This is a genomic window from Flavobacterium profundi (assembly GCF_006491645.1).
Lineage (GTDB): Bacteria > Bacteroidota > Bacteroidia > Flavobacteriales > Flavobacteriaceae > Flavobacterium > Flavobacterium profundi.
This window is the reverse complement of the sequence record NZ_VDCZ01000003.1, coordinates 92430-116809: the sequence shown is the minus strand read 5'-3', so window position 1 is coordinate 116809 and position 24380 is coordinate 92430. Positions and strand designations below refer to the sequence as shown.

At 30.2% G+C, this 24380-nt stretch carries 31 protein-coding genes; 22 read left to right on the top strand and 9 right to left on the bottom strand.

What is annotated here, in order from left to right:
* Positions 1–274: 274 nt before the first annotated feature.
* A complete protein-coding gene (locus FHG05_RS05665) occupies positions 275–1192 on the bottom strand; it encodes a hypothetical protein (protein WP_140997048.1) in 918 nt (305 codons plus the stop codon).
* A gap of 352 nt (positions 1193–1544) precedes the next feature.
* On the opposite strand from FHG05_RS05665, the gene FHG05_RS05660 reads away from it, so the two are divergent.
* From FHG05_RS05660 to FHG05_RS05580, 17 genes are all read left to right on the top strand, one after another.
* Entirely contained in the window at positions 1545–1730 is a 186-nt protein-coding gene (locus FHG05_RS05660; protein ID WP_140997047.1) for a hypothetical protein, read from the top strand.
* A gap of 54 nt (positions 1731–1784) precedes the next feature.
* Positions 1785–2189 (top strand): hypothetical protein, encoded by a 405-nt coding sequence (locus tag FHG05_RS05655; protein WP_140997046.1) that lies wholly within the window; start codon positions 1785–1787, stop codon positions 2187–2189.
* Positions 2186–3430 carry a tetratricopeptide repeat-containing sensor histidine kinase gene (locus FHG05_RS05650; RefSeq protein WP_140997045.1) on the top strand — a complete coding sequence of 415 codons (1245 nt, stop codon included), beginning with the start codon at positions 2186–2188 and terminating at the stop codon, positions 3428–3430. Before FHG05_RS05655 ends, FHG05_RS05650 begins: the two co-directional genes overlap by 4 nt.
* An 8-nt stretch (positions 3431–3438) precedes the next feature.
* The gene (locus tag FHG05_RS05645; RefSeq protein WP_140997044.1) at positions 3439–4119 is read left to right on the top strand and encodes a response regulator transcription factor; all 681 of its coding nucleotides are present in this window, start codon (positions 3439–3441) and stop codon (positions 4117–4119) included.
* 131 nt (positions 4120–4250) lie between these two features.
* The gene (locus tag FHG05_RS05640) at positions 4251–4535 is read left to right on the top strand and encodes a DUF3892 domain-containing protein (RefSeq protein ID WP_140997043.1); all 285 of its coding nucleotides are present in this window, start codon (positions 4251–4253) and stop codon (positions 4533–4535) included.
* A 14-nt stretch (positions 4536–4549) separates the two neighbouring features.
* The gene (locus tag FHG05_RS05635) at positions 4550–4780 is read left to right on the top strand and encodes a hypothetical protein (protein WP_140997042.1); all 231 of its coding nucleotides are present in this window, start codon (positions 4550–4552) and stop codon (positions 4778–4780) included.
* A gap of 1 nt (position 4781) precedes the next feature.
* Positions 4782–5078, top strand: a complete 297-nt coding sequence (gene yidD / locus FHG05_RS05630; protein ID WP_140997041.1) for a membrane protein insertion efficiency factor YidD — start codon at positions 4782–4784, stop codon at positions 5076–5078.
* Entirely contained in the window at positions 5075–5554 is a 480-nt protein-coding gene (locus tag FHG05_RS05625; protein WP_140997040.1) for an SH3 domain-containing protein, read from the top strand. The genes yidD and FHG05_RS05625 overlap by 4 nt, the downstream gene beginning before the upstream one ends.
* Before the next feature lie 370 nt (positions 5555–5924).
* The gene (locus FHG05_RS05620) at positions 5925–7832 is read left to right on the top strand and encodes a phospholipase D-like domain-containing protein (protein WP_140997039.1); all 1908 of its coding nucleotides are present in this window, start codon (positions 5925–5927) and stop codon (positions 7830–7832) included.
* A gap of 1 nt (position 7833) precedes the next feature.
* The gene (locus FHG05_RS05615) at positions 7834–8736 is read left to right on the top strand and encodes a hypothetical protein (protein WP_140997038.1); all 903 of its coding nucleotides are present in this window, start codon (positions 7834–7836) and stop codon (positions 8734–8736) included.
* 7 nt (positions 8737–8743) lie between these two features.
* Positions 8744–9808, top strand: a complete 1065-nt coding sequence (locus tag FHG05_RS05610; protein ID WP_140997037.1) for a type I restriction endonuclease — start codon at positions 8744–8746, stop codon at positions 9806–9808.
* 91 nt (positions 9809–9899) lie between these two features.
* Entirely contained in the window at positions 9900–10145 is a 246-nt protein-coding gene (locus FHG05_RS05605) for a hypothetical protein (RefSeq protein WP_140997036.1), read from the top strand.
* A 57-nt stretch (positions 10146–10202) separates the two neighbouring features.
* Complete coding sequence (locus tag FHG05_RS05600) at positions 10203–10562, top strand: hypothetical protein (RefSeq protein WP_140997035.1); 360 nt, start codon at positions 10203–10205, stop codon at positions 10560–10562.
* Between the two features lie 16 nt (positions 10563–10578).
* Positions 10579–11013: a hypothetical protein gene (locus tag FHG05_RS05595; RefSeq protein ID WP_140997034.1), complete on the top strand. Its 435-nt coding sequence runs from the start codon at positions 10579–10581 to the stop codon at positions 11011–11013.
* Positions 11010–11222 (top strand): hypothetical protein, encoded by a 213-nt coding sequence (locus tag FHG05_RS05590; protein ID WP_140997033.1) that lies wholly within the window; start codon positions 11010–11012, stop codon positions 11220–11222. The genes FHG05_RS05595 and FHG05_RS05590 overlap by 4 nt, the downstream gene beginning before the upstream one ends.
* A gap of 10 nt (positions 11223–11232) precedes the next feature.
* A complete protein-coding gene (locus FHG05_RS05585) occupies positions 11233–12039 on the top strand; it encodes an endonuclease/exonuclease/phosphatase family protein (protein WP_140997032.1) in 807 nt (268 codons plus the stop codon).
* Positions 12040–12177: 138 nt separating this feature from the next.
* Complete coding sequence (locus FHG05_RS05580; protein WP_140997031.1) at positions 12178–12693, top strand: helix-turn-helix domain-containing protein; 516 nt, start codon at positions 12178–12180, stop codon at positions 12691–12693.
* Positions 12694–12704: 11 nt separating this feature from the next.
* Here the strand turns inward: FHG05_RS05580 and FHG05_RS05575 are convergent, their stop codons facing one another.
* From FHG05_RS05575 to FHG05_RS05565, 3 genes are all read right to left on the bottom strand, one after another.
* Complete coding sequence (locus tag FHG05_RS05575) at positions 12705–13166, bottom strand: hypothetical protein (RefSeq protein WP_140997030.1); 462 nt, start codon at positions 13164–13166, stop codon at positions 12705–12707.
* Between the two features lie 246 nt (positions 13167–13412).
* A complete protein-coding gene (locus tag FHG05_RS05570; RefSeq protein ID WP_140997029.1) occupies positions 13413–14126 on the bottom strand; it encodes a LytR/AlgR family response regulator transcription factor in 714 nt (237 codons plus the stop codon).
* 1 nt (position 14127) lies between these two features.
* The gene (locus FHG05_RS05565) at positions 14128–15177 is read right to left on the bottom strand and encodes a sensor histidine kinase (protein WP_140997028.1); all 1050 of its coding nucleotides are present in this window, start codon (positions 15175–15177) and stop codon (positions 14128–14130) included.
* 213 nt (positions 15178–15390) lie between these two features.
* Here FHG05_RS05565 and FHG05_RS05560 point away from each other — a divergent pair, with 213 nt between their 5' ends.
* The 3 genes from FHG05_RS05560 (at position 15391) to FHG05_RS05545 (ending at position 17278) form a co-directional block, all read left to right on the top strand.
* Entirely contained in the window at positions 15391–15756 is a 366-nt protein-coding gene (locus FHG05_RS05560) for a MotA/TolQ/ExbB proton channel family protein (RefSeq protein WP_140997027.1), read from the top strand.
* Between the two features lie 221 nt (positions 15757–15977).
* Complete coding sequence (locus FHG05_RS05550) at positions 15978–16775, top strand: zinc-dependent peptidase (RefSeq protein ID WP_235889676.1); 798 nt, start codon at positions 15978–15980, stop codon at positions 16773–16775.
* Positions 16776–16858: 83 nt separating this feature from the next.
* Positions 16859–17278, top strand: coding sequence for a CBS domain-containing protein (locus FHG05_RS05545; RefSeq protein WP_140997025.1), 420 nt, complete (start codon positions 16859–16861; stop codon positions 17276–17278).
* Positions 17279–17321: 43 nt separating this feature from the next.
* Here the strand turns inward: FHG05_RS05545 and rpe are convergent, their stop codons facing one another.
* Positions 17322–17990, bottom strand: coding sequence for a ribulose-phosphate 3-epimerase (gene rpe, locus FHG05_RS05540; RefSeq protein WP_140997024.1), 669 nt, complete (start codon positions 17988–17990; stop codon positions 17322–17324).
* 139 nt (positions 17991–18129) lie between these two features.
* Complete coding sequence (locus FHG05_RS05535) at positions 18130–18747, bottom strand: hypothetical protein (RefSeq protein ID WP_140997023.1); 618 nt, start codon at positions 18745–18747, stop codon at positions 18130–18132.
* A 199-nt stretch (positions 18748–18946) separates the two neighbouring features.
* Between FHG05_RS05535 and FHG05_RS05530 the strand changes: the two genes are divergently transcribed.
* On the top strand, positions 18947–19432 hold the full coding sequence (locus FHG05_RS05530; RefSeq protein WP_140997022.1) for a hypothetical protein: 486 nt from the start codon (positions 18947–18949) through the stop codon (positions 19430–19432).
* A gap of 91 nt (positions 19433–19523) precedes the next feature.
* Here the strand turns inward: FHG05_RS05530 and FHG05_RS05525 are convergent, their stop codons facing one another.
* Entirely contained in the window at positions 19524–20387 is an 864-nt protein-coding gene (locus tag FHG05_RS05525; RefSeq protein ID WP_045967558.1) for a sigma-70 family RNA polymerase sigma factor, read from the bottom strand.
* An 82-nt stretch (positions 20388–20469) separates the two neighbouring features.
* A complete protein-coding gene (locus FHG05_RS05520; protein WP_140997021.1) occupies positions 20470–21417 on the bottom strand; it encodes a hypothetical protein in 948 nt (315 codons plus the stop codon).
* A gap of 103 nt (positions 21418–21520) precedes the next feature.
* Between FHG05_RS05520 and FHG05_RS05515 the strand changes: the two genes are divergently transcribed.
* A complete protein-coding gene (locus FHG05_RS05515) occupies positions 21521–22594 on the top strand; it encodes a fatty acid desaturase family protein (protein ID WP_140997020.1) in 1074 nt (357 codons plus the stop codon).
* Positions 22595–22774: 180 nt separating this feature from the next.
* Here the strand turns inward: FHG05_RS05515 and FHG05_RS05510 are convergent, their stop codons facing one another.
* Entirely contained in the window at positions 22775–24355 is a 1581-nt protein-coding gene (locus FHG05_RS05510; RefSeq protein ID WP_157504179.1) for a hypothetical protein, read from the bottom strand.
* Between the last annotated feature and the right edge of the window lie 25 nt (positions 24356–24380).

The window sequence follows — 24380 nt, the reverse complement described above, 5'->3', positions numbered from 1 at the left end:
TGTTGTTTGTAAAAAACTACTTTCTGCTAAGATAGGAAGAATATTGTATTTTAAATAGGTGATGTACTTAGTGATTTTTGAGGTTTTATTAGTTTCCGTGTCAAATTTTTTCTAAAAAAAGTCATTGCCACAAAAAGTGTGGCAAACTATTTGTGTTATTTGATGAGACACAAAATTGACTGACACAACTTTATGCTGTTTTTGTAATTTCTATTATTACTAAAAAGTACCATCGTAAAAGAATAATGGTCTTATTTGAAGTAGAGGTTTTAATTTATTGGCAAGGTCCTTTACCATAATTATCCATAATGTTTGCTGTTACTTCTTTTAAAGTTTTTCTTGTTTCTGGATGAAGACCATGAAAAGTAAAAAACTCATATTCATTTCCGTTTGCAGATTTTCCATACCACAAACACGCTTTTCCATTTTTTTCATATTGAGTCGTATCGCAAGGAATAATTTTTTTAAAATATTTTAAATAATCTTCTTTTTTAGATTCGATAACTATTTCCTTATTTTCAGTAATAGCATTGCAATCTATTTCTTCATAATGGTCTTTTATCCATGCCATACATTCCTTTTCTGTAGTAAAATAATTAATTCCAATAATAGCTGTAAGTAGAATTATAGTTCCTATAAGAATAGATACGTTATATTTTTGAAACCAACTAGGATTGGGTGGAACTATTTGAGGTTTTGGTTCTTCAGGTTCTTCAGGTTTTTCTGGAATTACTAAAATAGGTTCTATAGGTTCATTTTCATCATCTTCTTTTTCTTGTTTTTGAGATTCTAAAGAGTTATAAAAATTTTCTATTTCTTTTAATGAAAATCTTGAAAACTTATTGAAAGGTCTTATATCAAAGCCTACTAACATAGCGGCTAAGTCTAATCCATTGATGTCTTGAAGAAACGATTCACCATTAATGAAAAATTTGCCAATAGTTTTAAATTTATTCATTGGCTCTTTCTTATTCAATTCAGATGTTTGGTTTATAGAAAATTCAAAACCAAAATATAATTTAAAACTTTGTAAGTCATCTTTTTTCTCCTGCTCTCTAAAAAGCATAATACATAAGTCTCTGAGTTTTGCTTCTGTAGGCTTAAATAGAAATTTAGCATGAATTCCATTTTTTTCAAGCTCATATTTTTTTCTTATGCATTTTCTGTATTCATCAAAGTAATCTTTTTCCATATTTTCTATTTAGATTTTTCAGATTTTTCAGATTCTAGTAGATTTTTTCAGATTTTTTAAGAACTATCAGAACTATCAGAATTCCATATCAACACTACCACAAAATTGGACAATCTTTGTCTCAGAATTAGTTCTTGTTCTTTATCGCGATAAGAACAAATGTACAAAACTACTTCTAAAAAAGTGATGCTAAACAGATTAGGATTTTTATCTGGGAAGTATAAATAAGACTTTTCTGTTCCAGCTCACTTCACTTCCCACAACAAAGTATTCACGGCAATAGCTGTAAAAACCAATTATCGAGACTTTCTCGAACGGCTATTCCTATGTCCAATTTTTAATAAAAAATACAATGAGAATTATATATTTATTTATCGCAGTTGTTTTGTTTTCAGTAAGCTTTACGTCATGTACAGCCGAAGATGTTTCAGATAGTGTACAAACCACACAGTACGCAGATGATGATACAGGTGGTGAAACTGGAGGTCAAACAGGAACGATTAATCCACCACCACCACCAGCACCAACAAATCCGTAATTGTTTGGTAAAAGTTTGCTGATTTTTTAATACATTCGGGAAATGCAATTCATTATGAAACATTTCCCGTTTTTATTTTTAATACTTTTCCTCATTTCGTGTAGGGATAAGGTAAACACAAACGAAGAGGTTAAGTACAAAGAGTTTACTGATAAGGCAATCTTTTATAGAGATTCCATAATAAATCTAGATAGTGCCTATTTTTACTTTAACAAAAATAAATCAATTACTAATGATTCTCAATCTGATAGAAAAGTCTATTTGTTAGGAGAAATGGCTAAAATACAAAGGATGAAAGGAGATTATATTGGAAGCGAAGCTACTGCTACAGAAGCCTTTCAATATTTTAATGGAGTTAAAGATTCAGCTTATATTTTTTCTGTCTATAGTTCACTTGGAACTTCATATCAAGTTTATTTGATTATGAAAATGCAATTAAATATTACGATTTATGCTTGAATGGAAAAATTTCTAAAAGCGAGAGAAATACAATACTAAATAATAAGGCAGTTATTTATTTAATCAAAGAAGATTATGGTAAGGCAGTCGAAATATTAAAACCATTAATAGATTTAAGAAAATCAGATTATGAAGAGATTGATTATGCAAGAATAGTTGATAATTTAGGCTATGCTTATTTTAAGAATAATGAAAAAGAAAAAGGGTATCGATTATTAAACGAAGCCTTAATAATAAGAGATAGTTTAAAAAATGATACACAATTAATTTCTTCATTTGTACATTTATCTGAATTTTATGAAGATGATAATTTAATTTTAGCCAAAGAATTTGCTGAAAAAGCATTAAAATCAGCAAAAAAAACGGATAGTCCAAATGATAAAATGGAATCTCTGAAACATTTAATCGATTTAAGTCAGCCAAGGGAATCAAAAAAATATTTTAATGACTATATAAAGATAAACGATAGTATGAATATTATCAATCAAATGTCAAAAAATCAGTTTGCTAAAATCAGATATGATAATAACTTAGAGATTGAAAAAAATGAAAAATTAAAATTAGAGAAAAATTTAATTAGCTTAATATTTCTTGGTTTTGGAATTATTAGTCTTTTAATCTTTTTCTTAATTCGTTCCAAAAATAAAAGAGAAAAGCTAAAAATCGCATATACAACCGAAACCAGAATTTCCAAAAGACTCCACGATGAATTAGCCAATGATGTCTTTAATACCATAACATTTATAGACACACAAGATTTACAAAATCCAAACAATAAAGAAGTCATCTTACAAGATTTAGATGCGATTTATGACAAAACGAGAAACATTTCCAAACAAACTAGTGAAGTAATAACTGGAAAAACATTTGACGAATCATTAAACCAGTTGTTTATGAGTTATACTTCTGAACAAGTAAATATAATGGTACAAGGTTTAACTTCAATTGATTGGGTAAATGTAAAAGAGAACAAACAAATTGAAATCTATCGTGTGTTAAACGAACTATTAGTGAATATGAAAAAACACAGTGGAGCGAGTTTAGTAGTGATTCGTTTTGAAAGTGCTTTAAAAAATATCCAAATAAAATATTCCGATAACGGGAAAGGTTTTGAAAAAGAAAAGGTTTTTAAAAACGGACTCCTAAATGTGGAAAACCGTATTCTTAGCATTAAGGGAAAGATTACTTTTGATTCAGAAACGAATAAAGGAGTAAAAGTTAATATTGAATTTCCCAAATAAAATAGTATATGTTTTCAAAAGTAATTATTGCAGAAGATATTGATGGATTAAACTTTGCTGTGAAGCAAGCTCTTAGAGAATTGGATATTCCAGAAGAAGAAATGGATTATGCGAAATACTGTGACGATGCTTTGTTAAAAATAAAAGGCGCCTTGCAAAATAATACGCCTTATGAATTACTGATAACCGATTTGTCTTTTAAAGAAGATTATAGAAAAGAAACTCAAAAACTACATTCTGGTGAAGATTTAATATTAGCTGTTAAAAAAGAACAACCCAACATTAAAGTTATTGCTTTTTCTATTGAAGATAGGCCGTATCGCATTAAATCTTTATTTGAAAAATATGAAATTGATGCTTTTGTAATGAAAGGGAGAAACAGTATTCCCGAATTAAAACAAGCCATTACTACAGTTTTTGAATCTGATAAAAAATATATTTCTCCTAATTTAAGTCATGTATTACAAGATAAAACTGCTAATGAAATAGATGCCTACGATTTGGATTTAATCAAGCAATTGTCTTTAGGAATAACACAAGACGAAATGGAAGCTAAATTTAAAGAATTAGGGATTACGCCTAATAGTAAAAGTACTATAGAAAAGCGTATTAATAAACTTAAAATTAATTTTAAGGCAAATAACACCGTACATTTAATCGCTATAGCCAAAGATTTAGGATTAGTTTAAATAAGATAAAATATAATGACCTAGCAAAGACCTATTTAGTAGGTCTTTTTTTATGCTTTACGGTTTACCGTAAGGAATTGATTTTCTGTGGTTTTAAATTTGGATATTATTAATTTAAAAATTGAAAAATTATGGTAGCTTACGAAATTAAGTGTATTAACAAATCGGATAGAGATAATATACATGAAAGAATTATAAACATAGGTGGGTTAAATATGGATGGCACAAGATGGAAAATATCTCAAAATGAAGCTATTAATGGTATTGAATCTGGAAAATGGAGTTTTTATGTAAATAATACATACGGTAAAGTTAATGTTATTGTAGCTAAAAGTTCATTAGGCAATAAATATTTAAAAACTGAGGCAGATGATTTGGTTACTAATAATTTATTAAGTCTGCCAGAATGTATTTAAAATAATAATTAATTATGGAATATAAAGTAATCCCATTTGTTGCATCAATTGATGCTAATAAAGGAACATCAGATCATGTAGCACATCAGCTTGAAGAAACGATTAGAATTTATACGAATCAAGGATGGAAATACGAACGCTTAGAAAGTGTAACTACTTTTGTGCAACCCGATAATGGTTGTTTTGGAATAGGTGCTAAACCTGGGTATACAACAACAAGACAAATGGTTGTTTTTTCAAAATAAAATGAAGTATAGTATCCTTTTATTAATTCAATTGTATTGGCTTTTAAAATCAAAAAGAAGTAAGCCAAAATGCATTTTTAGAAAGTCATGCTCGCATTATGTTTTTGAAGTAGCGAATAGAGAAGGATTTTTAAATGGATTAAATGCTTTGTATTTTAGATATAAAAATTGCAGATATGGGTATGAGATTTTTACAAATCCTATAACACATGAAATTGAAATGTTACTTCCCTCAAAAGTGGTTGTTGGGAATCATGAGATTGCAAAGAGACTATTAACTAAAACAATTAAAAAATGAGAACAACATTATTACTATTATTATTGGTTTTTTCCTTCCACATGCAAAGCCAAACGTTTCAAAAGAAAGAATTGTTAGCTTCTTGTTGTGAAACTGAAGGAGGAAAATGTACTGGTTCGTCTAGTTGTACGGTTTGTAAAAATTGTGTTCGTTGTAAACATTGCTCAAGCGGAGGTAGTTGCGGCGTTTGTGCAGGAACTCAAACAAATCATTTTTTGTCGAGTCCTAAGAAAAAAAGCACTACTACTAAAGTAAAAGCGAGCAATGTGAAAACCGATTATGATGCAGGTAAAATACTAACTGTTATTCATCCCACTTTAAATCTTAGAAAAGAGCCAAAGAGTACAGGTATTATTATTCAAAAATTAGTAAAAGGTGACGAACTGACCTTAATTGAAAAAAAAGGAGATTGGATTAAAGTACTCGTGAACAAAAATCAGAAAATAGGTTGGATAATGCGTAAATATGTGAAGTAATTAATTTAAATATGTTTCTATGAAAAGTCAAAAACCAGTTCCAAATGGTCCTAGTAAAACAGGAAAACTATCAGGTAAAGGAAGAGGTAATCATCCTCCAAAAATACAATCACCCAAACATGCACCATCTAAAAAGTAGTTTTAGAATTAGAAATCGCAATAGTAAATAAGATCAACTATTGCGATTTTTTTATGAATAGATTTAAAACTAAATCAAAAGTCTTACCCTAGTTAAAATAATTGTTGTGTTTACGGTTTTCCGTAAAGAATTGATTTTGAATAGTTATAAGTTTGATTGGTAATAGTTGAAAGATATTTCAAAAATCAAATGTGATTTATAAAGTAAATAATAAAAACTAAAAGATAGATAATGAATGATATATTAACAAATGGGACAGAAATTAAGCAACGCATAATTTCTGAATTACAAAATGCCAATAAAAATATTTATGTTGCAATGGCTTGGTTTACAGATAGAGATATTGCAAACGTTATTATAGATGCAAAAAATCGAAATTTAACAATAGATGTTTTATTATCATCTAATGTTCAAAATGAAACTGTAAAACAAATGTTTAACAATGCTGGTGTAAATGTTCATGCATTTGAAACAGGGGATGAAAGAGGTATGATGCATCATAAGTTTTGCCTTATTGATAATATAGTAACAATGAATGGATCTTACAATTATTCATACAATGCTAGTAATAATAATGTAGAAAATATACAGGTTTCGGACGACCCTAATACTTATAGACAGTTATTCGCAGAATTTGAACGTTTGAAGTATAATATAGACCATAGAATTGATCTAAACAATCCAAATAATATTGAAATTGACCAGAAAATATCTAAATCACAAATACATTCGCCGTTAAATTCAGTTGGTTTGTTTTCTGAGCAACTTTCAAATTTAGTTTATACAACTGCAAATATAGATACCGAAACATACAGAAGAAAAGGTTATGAAACTTCTAGAGAGAGTTTGGGGAATATCGAAATTTTTAAAGTCAATTATATTGAGATTAAAGAACAGATAAAAACTTATGCTACTGATGATAGTTTAAATAATAAAAAAAATATAATCTCCCAAAATATCACTTCTGCTTTTGAGAATAGAAGAGCTGAAATTGATACAGACAAACAGCTTGAATTTAATAAAATAAAAACTAATGCAGAGATAGAAATAAAGCAGATAAAATCAAAAATAATTGAGATTAAAAATGAAAAATCTATACTCGAATTAGGTAATCAAGTAACTGGGGAAAAAGGGCTTTTACAATTAAACAATGAGATAGAAAAAAGTAACTTAGAAAGGAATAATTTAGAATCTACGTTTGTCATAAAGAAATTTTGGACTGTTGGAGTTGTATTTTCAATAATAGGTTTATGTGTTTTTGTGTACTATTTATCTATGTTTTTTGCTTCTGCAATGTATAAGGTCTTCTTTGAAGGAAATGTTATAAGAGATACAGTTGAAGCAGGTTTAAATCCAGGTTTACCTCAATTAGTAGATGCTAATGCTATTGTAAAGATATTTAAAACACAAGGCGTTTTGTTTGGGATAATGGCTGGATTATTTTTTGTTATACCCATTTTATTATCAAATCTAAAATTAATTGGTAGTAAGAATAAAGCCATTAATCTTTTGTGCTTCTGGATAGGGCTTTTAGTTTTTGATGTCTTAGTTTCAACAATGGTAGCAATCAATACTGACGAAATCAAAAGTTTGCTAATTGGTAAGGAATCTAAACTTAAAATATGGCAAGTAATAATGCATGGAGAGTTCTGGTTAATTTTTGTTTTTGGTATGTTGCCATTAATTATTACTCATTTTATAATTGACTTTATAGCTAGAGCATATCAAAAATCGCAACGAGAGATTGTAGATGGGGAAAAGAATAGACAAATAATGTTGTTAAATAGAGATTTACATGATCTTAATATGCAAAAGCAGATTTTAATTAATAAAATAAAAGAGAAAGATAGTTTGTTGAGTAAAATGAATGAAGAATTAGATTTTTTAGAAAAGGATTTGAATAATAAACAAAATAATATTGAAATCGCTTTCGCAGAATTATTAAAAAAAATTAAGGCAATTTATGATGATTTTATGACCAAAATTACTAGTGGTAAAATATTTACAGAAGAAATTTTGAATAGTGTTTCTACAGCTTATAAAACAGGTTTTGTAGAATATTTACCTGAATTATACGCTCAAAAAGAGGTAGCGAATAGAGTAAGTACAATTGAACAAGAAATAAATAACAAGTATTAAAATGAAATCACTATTTACTTTATTTGGAATTTCTCTTTTATTAAATTCTTGTTTGCCAGAATCTAATAATAAACACTTAAGTTATAAAAATATAATAATATTATCAGACATGTCTGATAGAATTTTAGATAAAAATTTTCCTCAAAAGGATCTAACAGAAATTCATAAAATCATTAGCTTTTTTGAGAACGAATGTGTTAAACCTGGAGAAAAAATTGGCGATAAGTCCAGTATTTGTTTCTCTCCATTAAGTGAAAATGATATTATTTCTGTTGATATAGATAAAGTCAAAGACCTCGGAGATAAACAAAGTTATATTAATTCAACAGGAAAGTATAAGAATAGAGGTTTGAAAAAGGATTTACTAGAATTTGAAAAATCCATAGCTGAAAAATATATGAATATTAATGATAAAGGGCTTGACTTATTAAGTATACTATTAGAAAAAGTAAAAAATGATAATATTATAAAGACTGATAGAATTATAACAAATGGTATTGACTCAACATTCATTCATTATGAAAATGACATTTATATTTTTACTGATGGATATTTAGAATATTCTCTCCAAACAAATAATCATCAATTTCGCTTTGGACCTACTAAAATTGATCAATTAAGAAAGTATTGTATAAATAATAATGTTAGTGTTGAAAAGGCACTAAATGAAAATCCTAAATTAGGATTGCAACCATTTAAAAATCAGCTTTCTAAAAACATACAGATTTATGTTGTAGAAACTTTTGAAAGGGGATTTAATAAGAAGACTCAAAATTATGATTATGAAGTTGGATTTAGGGATAACGAAATTCTTAAGATGGTTTGGGATAAATGGATAATAGAAAGTGGTTTTAAAAAACCTATTTGGAGAACATATAATGAAGGTATATACTTTAAAAAATAAATTAAAAATGGAAATACAAGTACAATTAAAAGCTTTAGCAGAAAAAATACATCAGTTAAAGAATAAAATAGGAACAGAGGAATCAACAAAGCATGCTTTTGTCTTACCGTTTATAAATATTTTAGGATATGACACATTCAACCCAACTGAAGTTGTTCCAGAATTTACAGCAGATATTGGTTTAAAGAAAGGAGAGAAAGTTGATTATGCAATTTTTGAAAATAATGAGCCTATTTTAATTATAGAGTGTAAAAATTGGAGAGAAAATTTAAGTATTCATAACTCACAACTATTGCGCTATTTTCATGTTACTAAAACGCGTTTTGCTTTGCTAACCAATGGAATTCAATATCAGTTTTTTACTGATTTAGATGAAAAAAACAAAATGGATGAAAAGCCATTTTTAGAATTTGATATAACTAATGTAAAAGAAAATGTTATTAATGAGATTGCTAAGTTTCATAAATCAAATTTCGATGTAAATAATATTGTAAACAATGCTAGTTCTTTAAAATATACAAAAGAGATTAAAAAATTGATACAAGAAGAAATTACTTCTCCTACCAATGATTTTATCCGTTTGTTTGCCAGTAAAGTATATTCAGGAAGGTTAACAGAAAAAGTAGTTGAAGAATTTAAAGAGTTGGTACAGAAAGGGTTTAATCAGTTGATTAGCGAAAAAGTGAATGATCGTTTAAACGCAGCTTTAAACAAAGAAGCAGAAAAACAACTGGATGATAAGATTGAGGTTCAGGAAGAAGATAATAAAATTATAACTACAGAAGAAGAATTGGAAGGGTATAGAATAGTTGTGGCCATTTTAAGAAGAATTATACCTATTCAAAGAATCGTTTATAGAGATACACAGTCATATTTTGGGATTTTGTTAGACGACAATAACCGAAAACCATTATGTAGATTACATCTTAACGGAAACAAAAAGTATATAGGCCTTTTTGATAAAAAGAAAAATGAGACTAGACAAGCTCTTAGTTCAATTGATGATATTTATCAATTTGAAAAAGAATTATTAGAGACAGTCGGGTTTTATGAGGTTGAAAATCAGGTATAAATACGGGTAAATAATTATTAAAATTCTGATAATTTTAAAAGTTTGCTTAAACTATTTCAATAAATAATATAATTAAATAAAATCTACTATTATGGAGAAAGCCTACAGTTTTAAGAAAAAAAATAGCACTAATGAAATCCACATTTTTGAAGGTAAATTTACTATTGATTCTTGTAATGCAAATAGTGAATCTATTTGCAAAAAAACGAAATTAAATGAAGGTAATTGGCTTAACGGAAGTACTTGTTTGAATGAACAACAAGCTAGAGAAAAAGCTGCTAAAATAGGAAAAAGTGTATGTGGAATTTGTGTTAGTCATTTATATACAACATACTAATATATTATCATGAAATACTATAGAATAATAATTTGTTTAATTTTAATGAATATTATAATGTTTTTTATAATTCATCGAATTAAAAAAGACAAAGAATTAGAAAAACAAATTTCTAATTCTACTGAAATTTATCAAAACAACCAATATTTTGATGTTAGTAATGAATGGTATGTTGGTGGAAATTTGCATCAATCAAAAATTAGAGAATGGAAATCTGCAACAAATGAAAATAAAATGGCTACTTGCGCAGATTTTATTATGAAAATGAAGCCTAATATTTCTTTAAATGAAGCTAAGTACTATGCGTTAAATTTGAAAAACTGTATTGATGAAACTACATATGGTTCAGATTATACTGATCAGGAAAGAGTAACACAGATAGCTTCTACATGCGCTGTTGTTTTAGGTTATAATTAATTCAAAACTATAAAACATGACTAAAAAAATACTCCTATTATTACTTTCAGTACTTTTCCTCTCTTGTAGAGAAACCAATAAAGAACCCCTTACAAGTACAGAAGAACAAATACACTCTTTTTATGCGGAAGAGGAAGATACTATTCTTCCCGATGATATAGAAGAAATAACAGAGCCAGAACGAAAAACCTATCATGTAGACACCCAGTATGAATATAAATACCGTACTGGGAGGAGCAATCATTATGAATATACTTACAATATTATAGGTCATGATACGATTGGAAATGAAATAAAGGGCACTATAAATATTAGAAATAAATATGGTGCAGGTAAGATTATTAATGCGAAAGGAGAAAAAAGAGCCGTTTTTGTAGAATGGGTAGAAAATGGTAAATTAGTTGGCAAAGACGAAGATAGTATTACGTATGAATTTGTAGTGGATAAATGAAATTTTTAATTGTTCTTTTTGGCGCATTGCTCATCACTTCTTTTCCTAATACAGAAAAAGAAGTGTATCTGTGTGGCCCTAGAGGTGCCAAAAAATACCACTTTAGTAAAACCTGTAGAGGATTATCGAATTGCAAACATGAAATTACCCCCAAAAAACAATCTGAAGCAGAAGCTTTAGGACTTACCTTATGTGGTTGGGAAGATTAAAATGGAATACATGTCTTATAAAATCAAATCATTTTTCCTACTACTATTTCTTTTTCATGCTTTGGCTTGGAGCCAAATTAAAATTTGTTCCTGGAATATTGAAAATTTAGGAGCTTCAAAAAGCGAAAAAGACATTGCTTATATGGCGCAGATAATACAGGATTATGATATTGTAGCGTTGCAGGAAGTTGTAGTGAGTGAAGCTGGTGAGCAAGCTGTTGTCTCATTAGTTGAAATTTTAAATAAAAAGGGGAAGCAATGGGATTACGTTATTAGTAATAGCACCTCTAGTAATGCTTACAAAGCCGAACGGTATGCTTTTTTATGGAAGCCTGGTAGTGTAAAAAAAATAGGCGATGCTTTTTTAGAACCTACTTATGTTGAAGAAATCGAAAGAGAACCTTTTTTAGCCACTTTTAAATACAAAGAAAAAGAAATTACTTTGGTTAATTTTCATGCCAAAACAAAAAAACTACAACCCGAAACTGAGATTAAGTTTTTTAAATTTTTTCCAGCCTTGTATCCGGATAAAAATTTAGTATTTATAGGAGACTTTAATTGCCCGCAATCACATACTGTTTTTTTTCCTTTACGAAAAATGGGTTATGAATCGGTTTTTGTCAATCAAAAGACTTCATTACGGCAAAAGTGCATGCAAAATGATTGCTTAGCATCTGAATATGATAATATCTTTTTTAATTCCAAGAGCATACAAGTGCTTGACAAAGGAATTATTCCTTTCTATAAAGATTTTTCAGATATACATCAAGCACGAACGATTTCCGATCATATACCTATTTGGGCAGTTCTAAAATAACTCTAGATACCAAACTGTGTCAAATTTTTTCAAAAAAAGCCATTGCCACAAAAAGTGTGGCAAACTATTTGTGTCAAATAAAATGACACAAAAAAATTGACACAACGTTATGCTGTTTTTAATTTATAGGATTACGCTATGAAAGATAGAAAAATTTTTGAAACGCCTTTATTATTTTCTCAAGAAGAAATGGCTTTATTGTTAGGGATTACACGAAGTAGCTGGTCGATGTATGTTTCAGGTCTACGTAGTATTCCTGCTGATGCAACCCTAAAATTAGCCAAACTGCTACAAAGTGCAGCACAATTGCCATTGGCTACTCCAGAGCTTTCTCATAGAACCGTTCAAGAAGGTAAGAAAAAAGAGATGCTACAGCAAGAATTGGCAAAAAACAAATGGGAAACGGAAGTGGTAGAAAGGAAATTAGCAAAAATGCAAAAGCAGTTTCAAGAAGCAGAAAACACCCTTCAGTTTGTAAGCGTGCATGAAAGTCTGGGAGATTTGAACGAACAAGAAGTTTGTATCCTGCAAAATGTAAAAAATAGAGCCCTGACTCAAGTGGAAAAAAATGGTCTACACTTGCAGGCCCAATACCAACGCCAATTACTTGCTCTTAAATCCTACCAAAAGCAATTGGAAAAAGAAATAAAATAAGGTGCAACTTATTAGCCTTGCTTCACCTTGATCATTTTTCCTTTCCATTCAAAACGGTTAATGGTTGAGGTAAAATAAATTTCGTTATCATATACATACTCAATTTTTACATACATTTGGTCTTCTAACGTGTATGCTGGATCGGGAAAGGTATTTTTAATGCAAGTTGCAATGAATTCGCAATCGTTGACCCATACCAGTTTCGATTGAATGATGTATTTACCTCCTTCATGGTATTCGGTATGTAGGTCTTTGTGAATACTGACTTTTACTTCTTTACCTTCAAAATAATAAATAAAAATTCCTTCGTGTGCAATGTCGCATTCGGAAGTAGATAAGGTGGTAAATCCCATGAAACCATAAATAAAAAGTGAAAACAATCCCACGGTTTTTACATGGTTTGAAAAACGGAACGCTTTAGGAAAACGTTTGGAAGAGGCTGTTCCAAGACGAGGTATTTCTGGTAAGTTCATGATGCTAGTATTACAAATGGTTACAACTGTGTTCCTTTGGTAATAGCAATCTCTAAAGTACTTCTTTTTTTAGAAAGTAGGCTTTATAATTCCACTAAAATGAGAAAATTTTAAGATTTTTTTAAGATTTTTTTCTTACAGCTGCAATTGTTGAAAGAATTTTCTCGCATGAAGGTGCTTTTGACGTTTTTCTTTGGTAGGGTAAGAACTCAAATTTCATTGGTGAAAACCCAAAATAAAAACCCTTTATAGCTTTTCTAATTGTTCCAAAACGCCTTTTTTATAACTTCGGCTAATGGGTAACGCTTTTTGATGCACTTCCACATATTCATTGGTAAAAGAATCAATTTTAGATACTGAAACCAAAAACGAACGATGAATGCGTAAAAATTTGTGTTGGGGCAACTTAGCTTCTATATTGGAAATGGTTTCTCGAGTAATACAGTTTTTTTGGGTAGTTACAATTTTTAAATAATCGCTCACACTTTCAATATATAGGATGTCATCGAAATTGATTTTGACCATTTTACGGTCCGATTTTACAAAAATAAAATCCGTTTCATAGGATAGGTTTTCCGTAATAGGAGTAACTTCTATTTGAATATTTTCGTCTAAATATTTATTCACGGCTTGTAAGAAGCGTTCAAACGAAATGGGTTTCAATAAATAGTCCACCGCTTGTAGATCGAAACCCGCTATGGCATATTCGCGGTAAGCGGTAGTAAAAATAATTTTGATGTTTTTGTTAATCGATTTGGCAAAAGATAAACCGTTAATTTCTGGCATGTTGATGTCTAAAAAAATCAAATCAATTTTCTGTGTATTGATGAGGTGAAAAGCTTCTAGTGCATTTTTGCAACTGCCACACAACTGAAACGCATTAATTTTAGCCACATGCGATTCTAAAATTTCACGTGCGGTAATTTCGTCATCGATAATCAAGCAATTGTAGGTATTCATCTTACTTCAATTTAATTTCTAAAGCCACAGCAAAGCTATCAGTTGTGGTTGTGATATTCAAGTTGTATTTTTCAGGATATAGCAAAGCCAATCTTTTTTTTATGTTTTCCAATCCAATACCGGTGCTACTTTCTTGTTCTTTTAAATAGGCACTATTGCTACAATAAAAGTTCAGTTGGTCTTTTGTAGCTTGCAATCGAATAGAAACAGTTAAAAAATGGTTGATAATATTACCGTGTTTAAAAGCATTTTCAATAAAAGGCAAAAACAACATGGGCGGAATCAAAAGTGCGTCATTTTCAATTGCGGTAGTAAAATCGATTTTCAATCGCTCTTGAAACCGTATTTTTTCCAAATCGATATATTCATGTATGTGCGCCACTTCTTCAGAAAGTACGACTTTAGGTTTCTGAACTTGGTACAAAATATAATCGAGTAAGTTGGAAAGTTTTAAAATAACATCGGGTGTGTATTCCGATTTTTTCAAAGACAAACCGTAAATCGTATTTAAGGTGTTGAATAAAAAATGCGGATGAATTTGTTTTTTTAAATAATTGAGTTCTTGTTGTTTGATTTGTAAATTGGTTTCCAATATTTTGTTTTCCAAAGCTTTAAACTGCGATTGCACATTGAAATTATGATTTAAGATATACACAAAGCTAATGACAGCCACAATGAGGTATACTAAAATTAGGATGAAAATAAAATTCCGACCCATCGGAGGTACTTTGGCAATATCGAGTTTGGTAATGAAAATAAAACTTCCATAAATAGCCAAAGTAATCAGGTAGACACTCATGGCTAAAGTGTAAAAACTGTATAAGAGTAACTGCGCATATTTTTTTGTAAGCAAGTATTTTGGGATAAGCACATAAATGGTAATGTAGGTCGTGAGAAGTGTTATGGGTAACAGTAAGCTAGAGAACCAAGTAATATAAAGGGTATCGTTTGAATTATAACTAAAGAAATACACAAAAAAGAACCAAACTCCAATCCAAAAGAAGCAATGGAGGAGTAGGGATTTTGTTGTTTGGAACCAATTTGAAAACATGGTAGCAAGATAAAATAAATATTTGTGATGTTTTTAAAATTGCGACAGATAACCGGTTTCGAACCCTATTTGTCAAAATAAATCTTAAATTGTACTTTTCACGTCTCAATTCGGTTAAAAAAGGAATAAAAAGGTTCAAACGTCGCATAAAAAGAAAAAGGCTTGTTTTATGAAATAGCTTTGTGATGTTATAAATCGAAAAAATATAGAATTATGAAAGTTATTTTAGACAGAATTTACGAAGGCGGTCCTTTTTTTATGGTGCCAATTGTTTTTATTTTAATTGCCATTTTAGTTTTGCTGGTTTGGGCCTTATTGAAAAGAGAAACACTGCACAAGTGTAAAGAGTTGATTGCCTCGTTAAGTCTTTTTGTTTTGGTTTGGGGATTTTTAGGGCAGGCTGTCGGATTAATTAGTGCTTTTGATGCGATACAATCCATGGGAAGTATAACCAATGAAATGTTGGCAGGCGGTTTGAAAGTCACTTTTTTAACAGTAGTGTTTGGCATGTTTACGTTTTTAATAGGACGCGTAGGGATGATTATCTTAACGGTTTTAGATAAAAGTCAGAAGGGATAAGTCGAAAGTTGAAAGTTGAAAGTCGAAAGTCGAAAGTCAAAAGTCGAAAGTCAAAAGTCGAAAGTCAAAAGTCAAAAGTCAGAAGTCGAAAGTCAGAAGTCGAAAGACTAAAGTTAAGAATCAATAGAAAAAGAAAGTGTGCTGTTTGAAAGAATAGGATGCTTTCTTTTTTTTGTAATTAGGTTATATTCTGTATATTCGTTTTTCCCAAATTTCAACCCGTGGCTTATTTATTACTTGCTTTAGGAATTGTATTTTTTATAGTATTTGCTTATAATGTAATTATAGAGCCTATTTATGCGTTCTTTTTTAGAAAACCCATTTATGTGCATTTGTATTTATTTCCTAAAAAATTAAGCTTACCGCAATTGCAGATTTTGCATGACCAATTTGATTTTTATCAAAAATTGCCTCCACTTCAGCAAAAATATTTTGAGCACCGAGTTGCTACTTTTATTCAAAACTATCCCTATATTGGTAAAGACGGTTTAGAAGTAACCGATGAAATGAAAGTGCTTATTGCGGCTACTGCTGTAATGTTAACCTTTGGTATGCGGAACTATTTGTTTACGGTTATTGATAAAATTATTATTTATCCCGATGTGTATTATTCTACTTTAAATCAAAAGTATCACAAAGGAGAATTCAATCCGAGAATGAAAGCCATTGTTTTTTCTTGGAAACATTTTTTAGAAGGTTATGAAATTAGTAACGATAATTTGAATCTAGGTTTGCATGAATTTGGTCACGTATTGCATTACCAAGGACTTAATAATTCCGATACTTCGGCTACCATTTTTGCGGTTACCTATGAGGAAATTATCAAAGAAGTAAAATATCCTGCTAATTATTCCAAATTATTGCAATCCAATTATTTTAGAATTTATGCCTATACCAATGAATTTGAGTTTATCGCAGTCATCTTAGAGCATTTCTTTGAAACTCCCGAACAATTTAAAAAGGAATTTCCACCTTTATTTGAAAAAGTAAAAGTGATGATTAATTTTACCCAATATTAGTTTTATAAAAAATTAATATTCAGTCGATTATGTGTTTTGTGATTAAATATTTAGTAAATTTGTAAGTAACAAATATACGCGTCATGAAACAGAAAGTTCCCATTTCAACGATTATGACCCAAGATGTTGTAAAGTTGAATATTTCCGACAATCTCACCAAAGCCGAATCTCTTTTTAAAAAGCATCACATTAGGCACATTCCTGTCGTTTCTGGTAATAAAATTATTGGGATGTTAAGTTATACAGATTTACTTCGGATTTCCTTTGCAGATGCTGTGGATGATGATGAAGATGAAATAGACACTACAGTATATAATATGTTTACCGTAGAACAAGTGATGGCGAAAAAACTAGTAACCATAGCGCCTCAAACTACGATTAAAGAGGCTGCTGAAATCTTGGCTTCTAAAGAATTTCATGCCTTACCTGTTTGTGAAGGCAATTTATTAGTAGGTATTGTAACGACCACCGATTTGATCAAATACTTAATCGATCAATATTAAAAAAAACCTGACAAGTAGTATAACCTGTCAGGATAAGTATTTTTTATTGTGTAATTTCTTTTAAATTCGCAATAGTAGCTGTTGGATTAGTTGCTCCAAACACATAGCTTCCTGCTACTAAAACATCGGCACCCGCTTCTACTAATTGTTTGGCATTTTGATTGGTTACACCACCGTCGATTTCGATAAGCGTTGTTGCGTTATTTCGACTGATAATTTCTTTTAATTGTTTTACTTTTTTATAGGTATTTTCAATAAAAGATTGACCACCAAAACCAGGGTTCACACTCATAAGACAAACCAAATCGATGTCTTTAATAGTGTCTTCTAATAAGGTTACATTGGTGTGCGGATTAATTGCTACACCTGCTTTCATGCCTTCAGCTTTAATCGCTTGTAAAGAACGGTGTAAATGTGTACACGCTTCATAATGCACCGTAAGAATATCGGCACCTAAATTTTTAAAAGTAGTAATATAACGATCTGGATCAACTATCATTAAATGTACGTCGATAGTTTTTTTAGCATGTTTACTAATGGCTTGTAAAACGGGCATTCCAAAAGAAATATTTGGAACAAAAACACCATCCATAATGTCAATATGAAACCAGTCTGCTTCACTATTGTTAATCATTTCGATGTCTCTTTGTAAATTGGCAAAATCTGCTGCTAAAACAGATGGTGCAATCAAGGTATTTTTTGAAGTACTCATTGTGTAGTTATGTTGTTTGTGCAAAGATATTATTTAGAAGTTAGATTGAAATAGTTTTAGAAACAAAATCCTTTTCTAAAGCATAAAAAAAAGCTTTTTTGAATTTCAAAAAAGCTTTTTAAAGAATATCCTATGATTATTATTGCTCTAATTTAGATAAATCTAATTCTTTTAAAAAAGATTTTAATTCATCTAGGGTGATTCTTTCTCCTTTTAAAGCTACTTGAAAACGCTCTTTGTAAATAAAAGTTATAGACGAACTAATATTATCTGGATTTTCATCTTCTTCCGTTAAACATTTGAAGCCATGAATGGTTTCTGTTTTTTTAGTTTCTGTATCGTTAATAGTTTCTACATTCATAAACAATGCCATGATAGTTAAACTGATAATGCTACTTCCCGTTTCACCAGCACCATCCATAATACTCACTTCAATTTCTTTACCCGTTACTTCATCACCGTATTTTGCATCGGCTGTAGTTAATCCCATCATAGAAGCGTCACCAGCATTAAAACGAGTTCTTTTTAATCCACCTAACTCTTCTGCCAATACTTCTTTTAAAACTTCATTGGACACAGGAGTCATGGTTTTTAATGCTTCCAGTTGTTTTTCATTTTCTTTTAATGCGTCACCTGCTTTACTAATGTTGTTAAAGCCTTCAACCGCATCCATTACACCTGGTTCTTCTGTTTTCTCTTCTGTTTTTTTACATGCTATCATGGCTAGCATAGAAAGTAATACAATTGTTTTTTTCATGTTATTCTGCTTAGATTTTATGTAAAAATAAGATAAGATTTGAATTTTATATAGAAAACCAAGAAGAAATTCTAGTTAAAAAACAAAATACACGGACACGAGGAAGCATGACGAACTGAGCGAAGCTAAACTCGAGCATTTATGCGAACAGACCGTGAGTTTGTTTCACAAAAACAAAACCACGGAAACTCGAGCATTTATGCGAACAGACCGTGAGTTTGTTTCACAAAAACAAAACCACGGTAATCAGCCGTGGTTTCAATCATCAATCAAAAAACGAACAGTTATTGAAACTGTTGTTACTTTCTATATGTTTGGTTTCAATCATCACCCGAGAGCTTTGCTCGAACTGACGGAGAGAAACGGAGTAATCAAAAAACGAACAGTTATTGAAACTGTTGTTACTTTCTATATGTTTGGTTTCAATCATCACCCGAGCGCTTTGCTCGAATCGACGGAGAGAAACGGAGTAATCAAAAAACGAACAGTTATTGAAACTGTTGTTGCTTTCTATATGTTTAGTTTCAATCATCACCCGAGCGCTTTGCTCGAACTGACGGAGAGAAACGGAGTAATCAAAAAACGAACAGTTATTGAAACTGTTGTTACTTTCTATATGTTTGGTTTCAATCATCACCCGAGAGCCTTGCTCGAATCGACGGAGAGAAACGGAGCAGTTCTATAGAACTGTTTTATATAGCTGTAAAATTAAAAAACAAATTCCAAATTACAAAGATTGGAATTTGGAATTTATCCCGAAACTTCGGAAATACTATTTATCCTAAATAGGTTTTTAATATTTTACTTCTAGAAGTGTGTTTCAAACGTCTGATAGCTTTTTCTTTAATTTGACGCACACGCTCACGAGTTAAATCGAAAGTTTCTCCAATTTCTTCAAGAGTCATTGGATGTTGATCACCTAAACCAAAATAAAGACGAACTACATCTGCTTCTCTTGGTGTTAAGGTTTCTAAAGCTCTTTCAATTTCTGTTTGTAAAGACTCATGAATTAATTCTCTATCAGGATTTGGAGATTCTCCAGAACGCAATACATCGTATAAGTTTGAATCTTCACCTTCTACAAGAGGCGCATCCATTGATAAATGACGTCCAGAGTTTTTCATAGACTCTTTTACATCATTTACGGTCATGTCTAGTTCTTTTGCAATTTCCTCAGCAGATGGAGCGCGCTCACTAGATTGCTCTAATAAAGCATACATCTTGTTGATTTTATTGATAGAACCAATTTTATTTAAGGGTAAACGTACAATACGAGATTGTTCAGCTAAAGCTTGAAGAATCGATTGACGAATCCACCAAACCGCATAAGAAATGAATTTAAAACCACGGGTTTCATCAAAACGTTGTGCCGCTTTAATTAAACCAAGATTTCCTTCGTTAATTAAATCAGGTAATGTTAAACCTTGATTTTGATATTGTTTAGCTACTGAAACTACGAAACGTAAATTAGCCTTTGTTAATTTTTCAAGAGCTCTTTGATCTCCTGCCTTAATACGTTGTGCTAATTCTACTTCTTCATCTGCAGTAATAAGGTCAACTTTTCCAATTTCTTGTAGGTATTTGTCTAGGGAAGCAGTTTCACGATTCGTTACCTGCTTGGTGATTTTGAGTTGTCTCATTTATATAATTCCTCTAAATTTTTAAGTGTTACTGTAGTTATACGTAAGAGGTTACTAAAAAGTTACAAAAACTTTAAAAAAATTATTCTATGAGGTAATTTTTTATTTTGGAGGTGTAAAAATCGATTTTCTGGTACATTCTGTTGAAGAATATTTTTTGATCTTTTTTGCCGGCTTTGGTGATAGACATGGAGTTTTTCAATTGATTAAAAATGAATTCTTTTTCTTCATTGCAAATCTTCGCATCTGAGGTAACATAATAACTTAGCATGTTGTGCGGAATGAAAAAAGAGGCTTGCTTTTCATTGGTAAACAAAACGGTATTGTTTAGAAGTAATAATTCATTGTAAAACAGTTCGAAAGGGGAAATATCATTACGCACTTCTTCTTCTATTTTCAGAATAACATTTTTAATATCTTCTATAATGGATAATGCATTGTTGTAGTGGAGTAGTCCTGCTTCATAGAAATAATACATTTGTTGTAACGAACTATTAATAGTGGTATCGTTCCAAATTTCAATGCGTTTATTGGTTTCAAATATTTGAACTAAGCGAGTAGATTCTTGCAATAAGGATGCATCCATTATAAAATTTTCAAAGCTTAAATTTTGATCGGATGTTAAAATGTTTAACCAAACATAGATTTTAAATTTTGAAAAAAGACTTCCACCTAAGGTGTAATGTAAAGGAATGTCTTTAGCAGAATAGTAAATGCAGCTGTTTTGATTATTATAGGGTTGTAATAAGCTAATTGATTTTTCTAAATACGCTTTAAAATCGGTTATAGATTTAATGGTATTGGTTTTGTCTAAAATATACTTGTTTTCTTTTCGGAATAAGGTATCCATAGCAATAGCAAAATGATTGCACAATAGTATGGTTTCATCAATAGAAAATTTACTCTTTAAGGAAATCCTTCGATGCGCCGCATCGTAACTAATGCCTAAAACTTTTGCAATTTCATCTAAAAGGGATTTGTTTTGAACCTTTTTTTGAATGGCCTTTAAAAGGAGTTCTTGATTTTTCATTTTGTGATTTTCGCAAATACAAATATAAGTAATATTATTTAACGCAATTTTTTTTGTGATTTATAAAGTAGGTTTGTTGTACTATTAATCCATTCTTACATATATGAAAGCAAAATATTTCAACAAATCAGAAGAAGAACGTATTTTTTATTCTACTTTAAAGGAGAAAGTACGGTTGCAATTTAATGACAAGCAGATTGGTCATGGAAATGTGATTTTTTGGAGAAAAGGCATTTTTTGGTTTTTACTTTGTTATACCAGTTATGCGATACTTTTTTTAAGAGAAATATCAGTTTTTCAATTTTTTATAAGTTACTTCATTTTTCAATTGTCGGGTTTACTTATAGGCTTTAGTTTAGGGCATGATGCGAGTCATAATACTGCTTTTAAAAATAAAAGATACAATGCCATACTTCATTTTATTAGTTTTATGACAGTGGGTATTGATCCGATGTTATGGGGTTTAAGACATATTCGTTCCCATCATTTGTATGCTAATGTAGAAGGTAGTGATGTTGATATCGATAAAAATCCTTTTTTGCGGTTAAGCCCTACACATCCTTGGGCACCAAAGCATAAATTTCAGGCCTATTATGCTCCTTTTGTATATATGCTAACCTTATTGCATTCAGTTTTTGTGAGTGATTGGATTTATTTGTTTTCCAATGATTATGATTGGATGAAAAAAGGAATTCCAACTCTAGAATTGTATTTTCGCTTTTTTCTTTACAAAATAGTGTATTTTATATTAGTATTACTTCTTCCTATGCTTTTTACTACATTCAGTTGGAAAATCGTACTTCTTGCTTTTGTACTATCGAGTGCTTTTACCTCGCTAATTTTTATTGTGATGCTAGTGGGAACTCATTTTTTTGAAGAAGCCTATTATCCTCTTTCAAATGATGAAAATTTAGAGCATTCATGGGCCGTACATCAACTATACACGAGTTGTGATTGGAATGCAGATAAATCTTGGGCTAGATTTATAAGTGGAGGTTCTAATTGTCATGCTGCACATCATTTATTTCCCAATATTTGTCATGTCAATTACAAGGAAATTAATACAATTATTAAGGAAACTACTCAAAAATATCAATTGCCTTATTATCATAAGACTTTATTGGAAATGGTAACGTCACATTTTAAACATCTTCATAAAATGGGTAAATTAAACTAAAGCATATGTCAGTTTTGTTAAAAAGGAATAGTTCTAATTTATATCATAATTGGGACACAGTTACCAGTAGTGACCTATTATTTTATTCACTACTTATTAATCGATTTCAGAAGAAATGTTTTTTAAAAAAATGTAAACCAATAGGTAGGAAAAAATAAGACAAAATTGGTAAAGTATTGATTATTCTACTTTAAAGAAACTGTTTTTTTCTACAAACTGACCTTCATTGGTATACCCATAAATTGAAATTTCATAAATTCCTTCTACATCTGAGGTGTAGAAAGAAAAGGGTTGGTTTAACGTGGTCGTTTGTTGCCAAAGCAATTGTGTTCTATAATCTGGAATTCGATCTAAAGAAGTCGTATTGTAATCAGGAGCATAAGCTTGTTGTTTGTAAAGAGGAACAATATATTCGGTATTCCATTTTTTTGTGCTACTATCTTCAAAAGAACCATCAGTTGTATGTATGATAAAAATGCCACTATACAATTTGTTACCCAAGTAATAGGGTTGGATATTGATAGCGATACTTTTTATTTTGCTGTATTCAATTTTTAAAAGGTCGTTTGGGTTTATAATTACAGAACCATCTACTAATGTTAATGGGTTTTCATTCAATTCCAACTGTACACCGGTATTTCTGAAATGAATTTTAAATTGGTCATTTTTTTCGGTATAATACACCTGATTTAAAACTTCGGTAATGAATTGTTTTAGAGAACTGAAGCGATTGTATTTTTCAACTGGAAAAACTTCTAAATAATTAGGATTAATAGAAGGGATCATTTCTGGTTGTTGTGTGCTATCTTTTTTAATTTCGTAATACGCATTTTCGATTTGAGAAGCGATGGCTCTTTTTTCAATTTCTTTAGTATAGTTTGTTTCTAAATATATTGTTGGTGTTTGTTTTATAGCCAAAATTTCTGGTTGTAATTTAGAATCCAATTCCAAGGTATAGTTTTCATTTTCACTAATAATTTCAAGAAAGGGCCTGGAACTGTGTAAAGGTCTAGCTAAAATAAAATGGAAATGCCCTTTGTTGTTAGTGGAAGTAACCTGGATAAAGTCTTTATTACCTTTGTCTAATAATGCAATGCCAATGTTTTCCAGAGGAAGTAAACTATCCAGTCGTTGTATTTTACCTGAAATGAGTTCTCCTTTGGCTTCAGGAAGAAACGTAAGGAGATTGTTATTTGAAGTTGGGTTTGGTAAACTAAAAAGCGAACCAAAAGGAACATTTATGGCATTTGTTTTTCGAACAGAAATGGTGAAATTGCCTTTTTCATGGGCTATAAAATCGCTAAATGTAATGGCTTCTCTTTTTGAGTAATTTTTTAGTTCGATTTCAGGAGAAGTTGAACTAGGAACAGTTGAGGTATCAAAGCGTATTTTTTCATTTTGATTTTCTTGATACGGATTAATAATCAGCAATTCATTACTCGTAAAATTAAGGGGAGAAGCACTCAACATCCATTGGGTGTAAGTTAAAAGATAATAAGTTCCTGTTTTTAATTCTGTAGGAATGAAAAAATAGCCTGAAGCAGTTCCATTTTCTAAATAATGCTTGTGTATAAAAATTTCTTTTCCATAAGTATCGATACACTTTACATAGGCTACTTTACTCAGTTTACTTGTTTGATTGTTTTGTTGTAAACAATATAAAGAATATCTTAATTTTTCTCCGGTTATAAGTGTTTTGGCATTTACTTGTAAAGCCATAGTTTCTTTATATAGATTCCAGTCCATGGTTTGACTAGACATGATTTGAAATAGGAATAGAAATAAT

Coding starts and splice junctions, on each gene's coding strand:
- FHG05_RS05620 (WP_140997039.1), top strand. CDS start 5,925: ATGAATGATATATTAACAAATGGGACAGAAATTAAGCAACGCATAATT.
- FHG05_RS05625 (WP_140997040.1), top strand. CDS start 5,075: ATGAGAACAACATTATTACTATTATTATTGGTTTTTTCCTTCCACATG.
- FHG05_RS05525 (WP_045967558.1), bottom strand. CDS start 20,387: ATGAGACAACTCAAAATCACCAAGCAGGTAACGAATCGTGAAACTGCT.
- FHG05_RS05590 (WP_140997033.1), top strand. CDS start 11,010: ATGAAATTTTTAATTGTTCTTTTTGGCGCATTGCTCATCACTTCTTTT.
- FHG05_RS05655 (WP_140997046.1), top strand. CDS start 1,785: ATGAAACATTTCCCGTTTTTATTTTTAATACTTTTCCTCATTTCGTGT.
- FHG05_RS05535 (WP_140997023.1), bottom strand. CDS start 18,747: ATGAAAAAAACAATTGTATTACTTTCTATGCTAGCCATGATAGCATGT.
- FHG05_RS05615 (WP_140997038.1), top strand. CDS start 7,834: ATGAAATCACTATTTACTTTATTTGGAATTTCTCTTTTATTAAATTCT.
- FHG05_RS05565 (WP_140997028.1), bottom strand. CDS start 15,177: ATGTTTTCAAATTGGTTCCAAACAACAAAATCCCTACTCCTCCATTGC.
- FHG05_RS05575 (WP_140997030.1), bottom strand. CDS start 13,166: ATGAACTTACCAGAAATACCTCGTCTTGGAACAGCCTCTTCCAAACGT.
- FHG05_RS05570 (WP_140997029.1), bottom strand. CDS start 14,126: ATGAATACCTACAATTGCTTGATTATCGATGACGAAATTACCGCACGT.
- FHG05_RS05580 (WP_140997031.1), top strand. CDS start 12,178: ATGAAAGATAGAAAAATTTTTGAAACGCCTTTATTATTTTCTCAAGAA.
- FHG05_RS05645 (WP_140997044.1), top strand. CDS start 3,439: ATGTTTTCAAAAGTAATTATTGCAGAAGATATTGATGGATTAAACTTT.
- FHG05_RS05595 (WP_140997034.1), top strand. CDS start 10,579: ATGACTAAAAAAATACTCCTATTATTACTTTCAGTACTTTTCCTCTCT.
- FHG05_RS05635 (WP_140997042.1), top strand. CDS start 4,550: ATGGAATATAAAGTAATCCCATTTGTTGCATCAATTGATGCTAATAAA.
- FHG05_RS05600 (WP_140997035.1), top strand. CDS start 10,203: ATGTTTTTTATAATTCATCGAATTAAAAAAGACAAAGAATTAGAAAAA.
- FHG05_RS05665 (WP_140997048.1), bottom strand. CDS start 1,192: ATGGAAAAAGATTACTTTGATGAATACAGAAAATGCATAAGAAAAAAA.
- FHG05_RS05585 (WP_140997032.1), top strand. CDS start 11,233: ATGTCTTATAAAATCAAATCATTTTTCCTACTACTATTTCTTTTTCAT.
- FHG05_RS05560 (WP_140997027.1), top strand. CDS start 15,391: ATGAAAGTTATTTTAGACAGAATTTACGAAGGCGGTCCTTTTTTTATG.
- FHG05_RS05510 (WP_157504179.1), bottom strand. CDS start 24,355: ATGTCTAGTCAAACCATGGACTGGAATCTATATAAAGAAACTATGGCT.
- FHG05_RS05545 (WP_140997025.1), top strand. CDS start 16,859: ATGAAACAGAAAGTTCCCATTTCAACGATTATGACCCAAGATGTTGTA.
- FHG05_RS05520 (WP_140997021.1), bottom strand. CDS start 21,417: ATGAAAAATCAAGAACTCCTTTTAAAGGCCATTCAAAAAAAGGTTCAA.
- FHG05_RS05640 (WP_140997043.1), top strand. CDS start 4,251: ATGGTAGCTTACGAAATTAAGTGTATTAACAAATCGGATAGAGATAAT.
- FHG05_RS05660 (WP_140997047.1), top strand. CDS start 1,545: ATGAGAATTATATATTTATTTATCGCAGTTGTTTTGTTTTCAGTAAGC.
- FHG05_RS05530 (WP_140997022.1), top strand. CDS start 18,947: ATGCGAACAGACCGTGAGTTTGTTTCACAAAAACAAAACCACGGTAAT.
- FHG05_RS05605 (WP_140997036.1), top strand. CDS start 9,900: ATGGAGAAAGCCTACAGTTTTAAGAAAAAAAATAGCACTAATGAAATC.
- FHG05_RS05515 (WP_140997020.1), top strand. CDS start 21,521: ATGAAAGCAAAATATTTCAACAAATCAGAAGAAGAACGTATTTTTTAT.
- FHG05_RS05610 (WP_140997037.1), top strand. CDS start 8,744: ATGGAAATACAAGTACAATTAAAAGCTTTAGCAGAAAAAATACATCAG.
- rpe (WP_140997024.1), bottom strand. CDS start 17,990: ATGAGTACTTCAAAAAATACCTTGATTGCACCATCTGTTTTAGCAGCA.
- yidD (WP_140997041.1), top strand. CDS start 4,782: ATGAAGTATAGTATCCTTTTATTAATTCAATTGTATTGGCTTTTAAAA.